This is a genomic window from Microcystis sp. LE19-41.2A, from assembly GCF_027530405.1.
In the GTDB taxonomy this organism is placed as follows: domain Bacteria; phylum Cyanobacteriota; class Cyanobacteriia; order Cyanobacteriales; family Microcystaceae; genus Microcystis; species Microcystis aeruginosa.
The window spans coordinates 1-11,881 of sequence record NZ_JAPZQJ010000223.1 but is presented as its reverse complement, the minus strand read 5'-3'; the positions used below and the strand labels follow the sequence as shown (position 1 = coordinate 11,881).

Sequence of the window (11,881 nt, the reverse complement as noted above, 5' to 3'; positions counted from 1 at the left end):
TGCCCATTTCTCCATTTTTTTGCTTACCTCCACCTTAATTCCTTCTTTCAAAACTATACCTATCAATCGTTTCCCCTTTTTTTAAGTTTCTTCTCTTTTTGTTAAGAAAGATCCGACTAATGGATAGCTTATCAAGGGGGGCAGGGGGGATCAAACCCCCCCAGGTAATTGACCACCCCTAAACTAATACGCTTGTACTATAGCCTGCCCAAAAAAATTCCAGAAAAGGGAATGAGGGAAAAAAGGGAAAAAAAGGGGAAAAGGGTTACAAAGTCCTCCCAGCACCGCACACCACCCGAAAACCGTAGCCGTAGTTGATGCCGCGGCGGTGGAGGCTGTGGCGGAAAGCAGAACGGCAGAGAAACATAAGGTTGAACCAAGAACCGCCCCGCAATACACAATCCCGGTCATCTGTCAAGAATTTATTTGTACTACTTAATAAGTTTTCATAACGATTATCAATATTTTTTTCGTCCCAAACGCTCCCGTCTGTGGGCGGTGCGTCTTGATAATCTCTGTGCCACGGATCTAAACACCACTCCCAAACATTCCCGTGCATATCGTACAGCCCGAAGGCGTTGGGAGGATAGGAGCGGACGGGGGTGGTTTTCTGTGGGGATTTTTTCGCCTTTTCTTGTTGATAGACCCTTGAACTATTGTAATTCGCCAGTTCTGCCGTGATCGTCTCGCCAAAGTGGAAGGGAGTGGTTGTTCCCGCTCTACAAGCATATTCCCACTCGGCCTCGCTCGGTAAACGGTAATTTTTTCCCGTGTGACGGGACAGACGGGCGCAGAATTCGATCGCATCGTACCAACTCACGCGCTCGACGGGGTTATTATCACTTTCCTTAAAGTGCGCGGGATCTGGATCGAGGTCTTTTCCCTCCCTCGGTAGGTGGGCCACGAACCGCCATTGCGCCCGGGTAATCGGAGTCTGGCTCAGATAGAAGGCACTGACGCTCACGGGGTGTTGGGGTTTTTCAGACTTCTTATCGTCCTTTTCTCCCGGTGAACCCATCAGGAAAGTTCCCCCCGGGATAGCAACCATGGTTAGGGGTTCGATTCCCTTGCCTAGGGGTTCCTCGTAGTAGTAGGCCTCCAGAGATTCTGTTTTGGTAATTTTTCCCCGTTTATCGACGTATAGGGTCTCGAAGGTGAATTTTAGGAGTTTTTCGGGGGTCAAGATTTCCTGTTTTCGCTGCCTCACTCTCTCCTCGATGTTTTGGGCGATATCGGCGTACTCTCCCCCCCAAGTGCGGAGAACAGCCGCGTCCACCTCAGCGAAATAGAGAGAGCGATCGCTGACTGCATCCTCTAGAGAACCCTGTGGATTGGGGATTAGAGCCGAAAAATCGCGAAATTCGCCGTAATGGTCGCGAATATAATCGCCGATGCTGCGCCAAATATCGATCGTGCGTCTAGCGGCACTATCTGCCAACAGTAGCTGACGAATGCCGGGGTAAAAATCGTACCAAGCATCCGGAACCGTCGCTCCCTCCGGACTAAAGGTAGATTTTTCGACCAGTCCGCTAAAAAAGACCTCCGCTAGATGCCAATGTTTACTATCGGGTAAAAATCGCCGCTGTGCCAATCGCATCACCGGAGGAATCAGGGGAACGGCCGCCAGCACTTTAGCCAGTTCTCGGGCCAAGGGACTGGCATCGATTAAAAAGCCTCTCAATAACTCTTCCGGGGGTTCCGCTTCCGGAGCGGCTGCCTCTTCTTCTCCGGTTTCACCCATATTCACCCCCGCAGTGGTTGCTCCCATTAAAACCCCCTGAATGGAATTACCACCGCTCCCAGCGATAAATTTCGCCCAGGTTGCAAAGTGAGCGGGGGATAGATTGAAAATGGGGAACCGATAGAGAATCTGCTTCGTGCGGAGTCTTTCCCCCACTTGCAGTGTTGCATTGGCAGAAGCGGGACCCGGTGCGATCAAAGGCCGGAGGATCGCTCCCTCTAAAGCGGTTCGTTGCCATAGCTCCTGCGGGAAAATGTGAGCAATGGTGACGGGGTGTTCTTTTCCCAGATCCGCTAGGGTGGCGAAGGCAGACCTCGATCGCCAAGCTTTCCCCAAAGTATCGGTTAGGACAATAAAAAGTCGGTTTCCAGAGGGTGCAACCAGACTGCGAGGGTTCCGTTCGATTTGCCCCGCACCGGAAAGCAAACGAGCTTCATTTTCACCGGTCTCGAACCACCAAACCCGCACGTCCCTAAAAAAGCCTTGCCAACGGAAGAGAGTGGTCATTCCCCCCGCTAGATCTCCCCAAAATTCCATCGGGGGAGAGCGATCGATCAACAGGTGAACCTCTAACCAACGTTCTAGGGGGGGACGGAAAGCGAGCATCGGTAATCCCCCCGCTTCGGCCGTCCGTTCCACTGTAACCTCGATATCCAACTCGTCGGCCCGTAATCCAGGCACGCGACGCGCTAGGGGGAGAATTGCCTTACTGATGGCGGTGGGTTCGGGTATTGGAAAGGGATCGGGGACGCGAACGGGAGAAGAACGATCGCTCTCGACCGAATCGCGCTTCTGGGAGGTCTGCATCGGGCGATCGATGTTTTCGGGATAGGCAACGGGAATCGTTGGCTCGATCGCTCCGGGGGGAGGGGTTTTTTCACCGCTGCCGGATGACCGGTTATCCTCCTGATCATTAGATGAGGTTGCTTCCGACTGTTCGGGCTGCTCGATCGACCAAGGCGCGATAATTCGATCGAGGTAAGCAGCGCACCAGATCAGTTCTGCCATTTCCCTCTCGTCTTCCCACCAGATAGCTTTTTTCCCTTCCATCTCTCCCCCTACCCTTGCAAGGATTTAAAGATGGTGTCTAGCAGCGATTGGCGATCGGGGTCGGTGAGGTCGTTTCCCTGTAGTAACAGATAGACCGCGTTGAGCAGTTGATCGGTGGCTAGTTTGTCTTTGCGTTTGATTCGATCGAGAAATTCCCGGATCAGATTTCTGGCCGGTTCGTCCAATTGATTTAGGCTCTCCGGTGGGAAACGTTGCTCTAGTATCCGATAGAAATCATCCTCGTTGTCGGGTTGTTCGAGTCTTAAACGCAAACATCGACGCAGGAAAGCGGGGGGAAACTCCCGGGCCTCGTTACTGGTCATGAATACTAGGGGGAACTCCTGACAAGACACACAACCTCGATCGATCGGGATTTTCTCCTCGCTGTCATCCTGTTGACCGCGATAGGGAAGAACGGATTGGTCGCCGGTTTTTAATCGTGTCAATTCTGGGATCTCAAAAAATCCCTCCTCGAAAATATGGAGGAGATCGTTAGGCATATCGATGTCGCTTTTATCGATCTCATCAATTAGCAGCACCGCCGGTCGTCCTGGACGGGATCGATAAAAAGCCATCCCCATGGGGCCTAATCTTAGATAGCTGCCGATATCCGGCTCCTCGTACTCTCCCCCCTCTCCCACTTTCTGTCTTTGTAGGGAAGCTTCCTGTAACCGTCCGATCGCATCGTAGGCATAAAGACCCTCTTTAAGGGTGGTGCGGGAAACGATCGACCAACGGTAGGGGCCGGGTAATCCCAATTCCAGGGCGACTGCGTAGGCCAGGGAAGTCTTGCCGGCGCCGGGGTTGCCCTCAATCAGTAGGGGACGACGCAAACAGAGGGCAGCATTCACCAATTCCACCGCTTTCTTATCCGCGACGAATCCTAAAGCCCTAGGGTCGATTTTTCCCTGTTCGGGCGGTATTTTCTGCGATTTTGTCCATGCTTCCGGGGACAGGCTAAAACTGCGCCAAGGGGGTGGCGGTGGGATGCGATCGAGGTGTTTTCTTTGTTCTTTGGGTGTGGGTAAACTATCGGCACTCAGGGTCAACCCCCGATAGATGCGAAGGTCTTCTGCTTCGGTAACTGGTTTATTGGCCATTGGATTCCACCACTCTCGTGTTTAGAGGTCTCGGTCTCGGGGAGGGTTTGGGGTATAGATCGTCCCAGAAAAGGGCGATTTTTCGCTTGTTTCTGCGTAATTCTTTGATCTTATCGGGCCAGTTTTTCCATTCCGAGGGTTTTAGATCGTTATCTGTCATCGGTTGGTTGGCGTTTCGACTCCAGACGGCGATCGGCAGGGATTCCACGATCTCTTCCAGATCGGCGATCGATGGTTCGGTTCCGATGTAGTAATGTTTCTGGTCAAGATCGCTATTATTTTCCCATAAAGCTCTCTTGATCTCCTCGATCTTGTCGCGTATTTCTCGGAAATCTTCATCGAAATAGCGATCGAAGGAGTTAATAAAAACAGGATACTCGTATCCGATAGATGGCCCATCACCGCATCTAAACTTAATATCTTCTAGGGAGTGTTTCAGCAAAGCAAATGGAAGGAAAAATTCAATCTCTAGTCTCGCTCGATCGGGTAAATAGTAAAACATTTCAGGAATTACCTGATAGAAACTATTTTGCATTTCTTCTAACATAAAACCTTGTTCTTTTTTATAGATATTCCATAACTTAATTTTATTGTTTATTCCCACAAAAAACATCGTATTTACATGAAAATATTCTGTTTGTAAGCCAGTATTATTATGTTTATCAATTGCGGGTGAGATTACAATTTGTATTCTTCCTTCTAGTTCGATATTTTTATTAAATTTATCCCACAATTCTATCGCATATTTCTTGATTGTGTCTAACTGCACACCATCCCTATATCGAACAGCTTCACCTTTCCAAGTATCAATATCTTCAGCAATATCTCGGTTTTGATCCTTAAATAACTTCAACCTGCACCATTCAGAAAATAAAATCAAAGGACATATTTCTTGATTAACTGGCTTACTAGACAAATCTTTTAGTTTTTCTCTAAGCTCTTCTATGTTTGAAATAGATGATGATTTGGGATCCTCATAGACTAACAGAAAAGAGTTGATTAAAAATAAACTATTATCGGAATTAATATTTAAAATATTGAAAAGTTTTTCGATTAAATTAAATCGTTGATTTTCCCATTTTTGGTCAGCTTTAGGATAAGTAGGAAAAAAGATAGCATGGGTTTCAATTCCTAGCGCAGAATAATTAACACGCTGATTACTGTCAACATTTTGGTTCATTTTATGAACCAACAAACCTAGATCGACATATCCAGAGTGGGAATAAAACTCGATCGCTTTTATGTCATCGAGAGCTTGTTGCAGCGATCGGGATAAAACGGCTTCGATCGCTGTATCTTTTGACCTACAAGCTGCCATAACATGAATAGCTATATTAGCTCCTCGAACCGCTTCATATTGTTTGATCGCATTGCTAACGAATTGTATAATATCTCCCGCACCACTTTGGGAGTAACAAGTGTCAATAATATAGAGAACTTGAGAGATTGTTACTTGGTTATTTTTAATAGGAAGAACTAAGTCTTGAGTCGGTAAAGCCGTTGAAGGTATATCGTCACTATTTGTGTCTTCCAGTATGAGATAATGTCTATCACCTGGACAATATTCGCCATGACCAGAATAGTAAAAAATAAGAATATTTTTCGTTCCATGTCGCTCTTTATCCCGAAGCCAATTAGGGAATAATTTTTTAAGATCGTTAGTTGTGGGATTCAAGTGTAAACTTGGCAGAACTCTTTCATATCCAAAACCACTGGTAAACAGACTGTTCACCAATTCTAAATCCGTCTCGACGCTGGGTAATTGCTCGAATGCGTTGTAATCCTTTGTCCCACAAGCGATCAGATAATACTTGATTTCTTCATCCATATCATTGCCCATCAATCGATTAACCCCGATCGAATCGCTTCCCCAGTTTCAACCGCCGTCAGATACCTTTTGGCATCGTGAGCCTTGCAACCATTATAAACTGGCTTATCCTCGACAGTTCCCTCAAATAAAGGGTTGAGTTGCTTTGTCAACGCCACCACATCGCCATCGTCCGCGATATTCACCCATCTTTTCACATTTCCAGGCCAGAACCCCAGGTTATTGCGGGGGGATGGTTGCAGTCGATCGAAAATTAATTGTCTTATCCCCAAAGGAGAACCGAGAGTGACAAAGACTTTAATCGGCCATTCTGGATGCTGACATAAAGTTTCGTAACAGACGATCGAACCGAGAGAATGAGCTACAAGTACCCGCGTATCTTCACCGATACATTCTATTACTCGCTCTTGAATCTGCTGTTTTAGCTTTCGATTGTGTAAATAGCCCCCTACTTGCTTAAGATAAGAAATAACCAATTTCTCGGCAATGCTACCGAAAAACCGAGATTCACTTAACCCCGACAAAGCTCTCTGGATAATTTTCGGGGTAGATTTTTCTCTCAAAAGGCTATCCGCATTGGGATGATTATTTTCCACTCGTTCCGTTTCTTGCCACCACAACTGAAGTAATTCTTTTTCCCAATCGGAATCGATATCATTAACATCGTAGTTCGGGATACCGATCGCTTTCGGGTTTCCCCGGAAAATATCTCCGTAAAACGCACAAAGAAAATCAGTATCGGACTCTAACTCGGTTCCCGCGAGTTTCAATCCATCCTTGAGACTTGGCAACCACTCAGCAGAAATCGTGTTGCTACCCCTAAATTCTTGCGCGATACCATGAACACCGACAATTTTAGCCATGATCGTGCGGTTACAGGGCTTCCCTATCCCTGTTGATTTCCAATTTTAAACGGTTTTTCCCACTTTAGACCGAGAGCAAATTTAAAAACTGCCTTGCTTTGATCGCCTTGTCAGTCGAGATAGACCGTTCAAAAACAGCAACCAAACCACCACCACCAACCAATGCAGCACCGAGATCGTCCAGAGAGAACCAGTCAGCCAATAGACGACGGTGCAAGTTAATCCCAATAAAGCCGCTAAAATCAAGAAAATAGGCTGAAAAAAAGTCGGATTGCCCTTTTTGTAAAAAATAATTGCATTGAGGGGATGATAGACGGTAAAAAGCGTGATGCTGACCAAAGCAGAGAGGATCAGGTTAGCTGTGGAAGTTGCCGTTTCCGGATGGGGAATTAACAGCACCCGAAAGACGAATTCCTCCCAGAATGCCGGGAAGAAAAAACAAAAGACGAGCATTTTCAGTATCTCTAACGGTCTCCGTTCGGGGAAGTGCCAACGTAAAAAACCCGACCGGAAACCGATGGTCAGGGCGATCACAGCGTACAATCCCAATCCGATCGCCGTCACCCCCCAATCCCGACCGGTAAGGGGCAGCACGAGCGCTCCCAAAGTGCGACGGAGCATTGGCGCGATCATCGGCATTTCCCCGAATAACTTGGTCGGTGCGAGGGGTAAAATCTCCGGCATCGCTCCCCCAACCTGATTAGTACGGAGGAACCAGAGAGTAGCTCCTGACCGCAAGAAAATCTCACCGATCACGTCATTGCTGCCTCGCGGTAACATCGAGCGCCAGCTTAGTAGAGCGTTGGCCAGTGTATTTTCCCGAATCAAGCCTTTTCCGCGACTATCGGTGATACCGGCGAGAATTTCGGCGTTTTGCCGCCAATCGGCCCGGATCACCCCCCGGGGAGCTAATACTTGTTCTAAACGATCGCCCAATTGTCCCAAACGTTGAAAACGCAAGGTTTCCGGATCGTCGGCATGGGTTGTCAACCAAGCGGCGATCTTTGGATCGGTTTCAAACTGGTGGCGCAGGGTAGCGATCGTGATATAAAGGGCCTGATTCGAGTCCTGGACGCAGGAAGTCGCGGGGGTAACACTAGAAACCCCGGTCCCGTCCCCGATCCGGTAGCGAGCCATCATGATCTCTAACTGCTTGTGGAATTCTGTCAGGGGGGACAGAGAAACCCTGCCAAAGTTGTAATCCTCCAATAGGTCTAATTTCACGATCGCATCGGATAGGGGTCGGGAATTAAGCCATCCCCGCTCTAAACTACCCGTATAGTTCGCCCAACTCTGATAACCGGATAAAATCCCCTGGGGATTGTGAGCGTACACCTGATCATAATCGAGCTGCCACTGCAGCTCTCCCGTCAGGGCATCCCGAATCACTTCGTAGAGAAAATAGGAAAAATGACCCGTTACCGTTCCCAATTGTATTGATTCGCCTTTTTTACCGCCGATTCCGCCGAAAATATGAATTCCTATGCCTTTATCGCCCTCTTTCCATGATTTTTTTTCACCCTCCAGCAGGACTGTTACCCGACTGGCGGTTCCTTTGCGGGATGGGGTATCGTTCCAAGTGCCGCGGGCGATGTAATCTTGGCCCGATCGCAGCCCAGTCAGGGTTTCCGTCGGTTGCAGTTGAAACAGCGATCGAGGTTTGATTGCTTGAACAGTAAAGAGTTTATCCCGTCCCCGCGCCCCGTAGATATACCAGCCCTGCTTTCCTTCGCTCGCTGCTGCTAACTGTCGGGGGGTGGAGATAAAACGTCCTCCGGAAACTAAGGGTTGTTGGGGAATGCGGATCACTTCCGAGCTGCCGTCGAATTGTCCACTGTCGCGGTTATAGTGTTGCACTCGGAAAAGTTCGCTCCCACAGGGGGGTGAACCGGGGCAAACCTTGGGGATGTCGCTGGGGGTTCGGGGGGGAGCTTCGCCGATAATTTTCACCAATGCCACAAAGCGCCCAGTAACGATCAAGGGCATTCGCTCCACTTGTAATGACGTTTCCCCGATTTCTGCATCGGGAAAGCTGACCACCACATCATCGAGCGGTCGCGATCCGGCCAGCGCTTGCAGTGGTCCGACCCCTGAACGACCATTCAAGCGAGTCGGTAGGATATTTCCCTGTTTTTCACTCTCGATCGCCTCTGGAGTGAAGCGAATATCCTTAGTAACCAGTCCTAAATATCGAGCCAGTGCCGGGGATTGCCGCCAACCTAAACGAACTTTTTGACCGACTAAATCCGGCCGGGGTGCTTGGTAAACCTGCAACCAAGTCCAATCTTCCCCCGGTGTGGCGGAATATTCCTCCGGTTTTGGCAAAATCAGGCGACCGATCCAGGGGGCGATCGGGCGATACCATCGCGGATCGAGGGATTGCTCTAGGGGAAAATAGCCCGGTTGATTGACCGCTAACCGACTCATGATCCAGTAGTCAGCCTTGGCTTCTTCCACGGGGCGCGGACTGAACAGAAACACCGCTAGAGCGATCGCCGCCAGCGAGAGAAGTATCCAGACAATCCGGGAAATCGTTCTTTTCATGGTATAGCTGACGCTCATCGATCGAGTCAGGTTTCCCCAGCCTACAGCGTTTAGACTAAGTAGCTGGTTATAATTAAATTAAAAATGGATTTTAGGTTCGATCCCCCCTGCCCCCCTTGATAAGGTAGGGTTGATTCATGAATCAACCCTACCCTTAATAAGGGGGGCATCTGATAATTTTTAACGCCTAACTACTTAAATCCCCTGAGTATAGGCTACATATCAGGAGAGGCAAAGGGCAAAACCGAGAATAAATAATCAGTTTTTAATAACCGGATTTAGGATTAGAGTGATTTACCAGGTAAAACCAGATCACCAGTTAGATGGCGATAATCCTGTTTTATCCCTGAAATTCCGTCAAAACCCCATAGATAGCCCAGATAGCCATGGCGCGTAAATAATGACAGGCGCGAAAAGTTCCCACCGATGTTATTGCTTCCGGGGTGCGAAATTGTAGGCCATTTTCATAAACTTGTCGCACCACCGCTTCCGTAATTTGCCATCCTTGCTTTTCCATTCCCATTTGTAGTAAAAAAGCCACCAACCCAAAATTAATTCCTACCCAAACTTCTAAGGGATGAGTTGCCTCGGGATTTTCGGGAGTACCATCGGGTTTTAACCCATTTGCTGCCCCAAATTTTCCCCCATGAAACTTGAGAAAACAAGCCTGATAAATCTTACTTAAAGCTGATTGCGTGTATTGATTTTCTACCACATCCGGTAAAGCCAATAAACGGGCATAAAATTGACCGCATAATTGGTCGGTCATCACCACATCGGAACCACTGCCACTATCTAAATTATAATATTCTCCATTCCAGAGAGTCTGATGATAAATAGCGCGAGATTGCTGCAACCAACTGGCAAAAATTGCCGTATCTTCTCCAATGATTTCGCCAATTTTAAGCGTCGCTTCTAGCGCCGCTATCCACAAACCACCACAATAGGCACTAATTCCCTGTAAACGCCAATCATCAAAGGTTTGGTCTGGTGCGCCAGAATTTTCGGGAATCCCATCCTTATCAAGGTCAAAAGTTTTTAAATATTGCAAAGTCAGGACAATTGACGGCCAACATTCCCGCAGAAAATCCTCATCTTTAGCCCCCGTTAATAAATAATCCCGATAGACTAATAAAACAAAATCACTGCCTAAATCTTTCCAGAGATTACAATCTTGATAACTGGTGTAATTGCTCTTTTGCCAAGGGTGTTCATTGGGTGCGCCTAAATCGTGGGGAGTGGCATTTTTGGCCTTACGAATGGCACTAGCTTGGTTATATCCAATAATCCGAGGAGTATCGTCACTGCTGGGAATTGCCCTCGAAAAAGCTTCCATGACGGCCTTTTCTAAGCGCGGCCATAACATCAATAACCCAAAGGAACCATAGAGACGCACATCCAGACTTTCATACCAACGATAATCAATACATTCTAAGACCCCAAATTGACCGATAGGATCCTGTTCCGTGGCTGCCGTCCAGAGAGTGCCGCCGTCAGTTAGGAGGTATAATTCGTTAAATAAAGCCATTTTAAACCAATCGGCCAGATCGCTGCGTTCTAGGATCGGTTTTTGCCAGTTAATAATATTTTCTCGCCATGTATCGCCGTGTTTTAAAGCCGTGCGTACCATCGCCCAAGCATTTTGACCATTGCGACCGAAAAAGTCCGTATAACGACGATAATAGTTAATTCCTTGGGCAAATTCGGTGACTGGTAAATCCCAAGCTAAAATAAAAGGAATTTTGCGAGTTTTCCCCGGACGAATGGTAAAACGAATCGCCATGGCCGTGGCCGTTTGTTCCCCTTTTTCGGCGGGGGTTTCGTCCTCAATATCCGGTAAAGAGCCATTCATGGCGAAATAGTCCCAAACTTCGCCACCATCGCCCGCAGGGTTCCATTTACCCAGATAGAATACCTCTAGACTCGGATTAGTAATACTGGCAATCGCCATCTGTCCATCCCCTTCCCCGGGGTTTTCGTAATCCCGACGCATCAGACAGCCAACGCGGAAATTATCGACAATCCATTGATTATAATTACCCTCACTTTCCCCCCATTTTGATTGATATTCATAGACGGGACTACCATCATCTCTCACCTTAACCACTGGGGATTTAATCGCGTTAGTAAACCAACCGATTGTATTTTGCCAAGTCAGCATAATACTAATAGTAATCGGTTTATCGGTGGGATTATGAGCCGTCCATTCAAATAGGGCTATAGGATAACTACTTTCTTGATAATTATGCGCCCAAACCGGTGAGAATTGTTCGCAAATTAATTGAGTCTGAAAAACATCTTTGTACTCGTACCAACTGCGGGGATAAAGGGCCGAATAGCTTCCCTTTTCGGCAGGATACCACGACCAGCGCGATAAAGTTCCATCCTTGGGGCTTTCCGTCGCCATAGCGTAGGCTTGGGCGCTTCCGTCTTCTGTTTGTTCAAAAATGCTAAATTGACAGGCCGCAAGGCTATTAAAACTGTGTTCACCACCGTCCAGATGCCAGAGATTAAAGTCACCTTTGGGGGAACGTCCGATGCAACCGGCCCCAAATCCTCCCAGAGGCATCCCATGCCAAGGACCATCATCTAAATTGCTGGCGTAGCGGACGCTGTAGGGTTTTTCCCAACCTTTGCCCAGAGGACGTTTCCAAGCAGCGGCGGGAATTTCTGGAAGGGAGACGAGATTAAGCATAGATGTTTTTAAGTGGGGTGTGGGGTGTGGGAAGTGGGGTGTGGGGTGTGGGGTGTGGGG

Annotated in this window: 6 protein-coding genes; all 6 read right to left on the bottom strand. The window is 48.0% G+C overall.

The features are described from left to right. Positions 1–265: 265 nt before the first annotated feature. Entirely contained in the window at positions 266–2,791 is a 2,526-nt protein-coding gene (locus O9290_RS09975) for an SAV_2336 N-terminal domain-related protein (RefSeq protein WP_288057113.1), read from the bottom strand. An 8-nt stretch (positions 2,792–2,799) separates the two neighbouring features. Next, positions 2,800–3,891 (bottom strand): AAA family ATPase, encoded by a 1,092-nt coding sequence (locus O9290_RS09970; RefSeq protein WP_288087012.1) that lies wholly within the window; start codon positions 3,889–3,891, stop codon positions 2,800–2,802. Then, the gene (locus O9290_RS09965; RefSeq protein WP_353852132.1) at positions 3,881–5,731 is read right to left on the bottom strand and encodes a VMAP-C domain-containing protein; all 1,851 of its coding nucleotides are present in this window, start codon (positions 5,729–5,731) and stop codon (positions 3,881–3,883) included. Before O9290_RS09965 ends, O9290_RS09970 begins: the two co-directional genes overlap by 11 nt. Then, positions 5,731–6,582: a hypothetical protein gene (locus O9290_RS09960; RefSeq protein ID WP_288058234.1), complete on the bottom strand. Its 852-nt coding sequence runs from the start codon at positions 6,580–6,582 to the stop codon at positions 5,731–5,733. The genes O9290_RS09965 and O9290_RS09960 overlap by 1 nt, the downstream gene beginning before the upstream one ends. An 81-nt stretch (positions 6,583–6,663) precedes the next feature. Next, positions 6,664–9,144, bottom strand: coding sequence for a CPBP family glutamic-type intramembrane protease (locus tag O9290_RS09955; RefSeq protein ID WP_288058236.1), 2,481 nt, complete (start codon positions 9,142–9,144; stop codon positions 6,664–6,666). A 322-nt stretch (positions 9,145–9,466) separates the two neighbouring features. Continuing rightward, positions 9,467–11,821: a GH116 family glycosyl hydrolase gene (locus O9290_RS09950; RefSeq protein WP_288058238.1), complete on the bottom strand. Its 2,355-nt coding sequence runs from the start codon at positions 11,819–11,821 to the stop codon at positions 9,467–9,469. Positions 11,822–11,881: the final 60 nt, after the last annotated feature.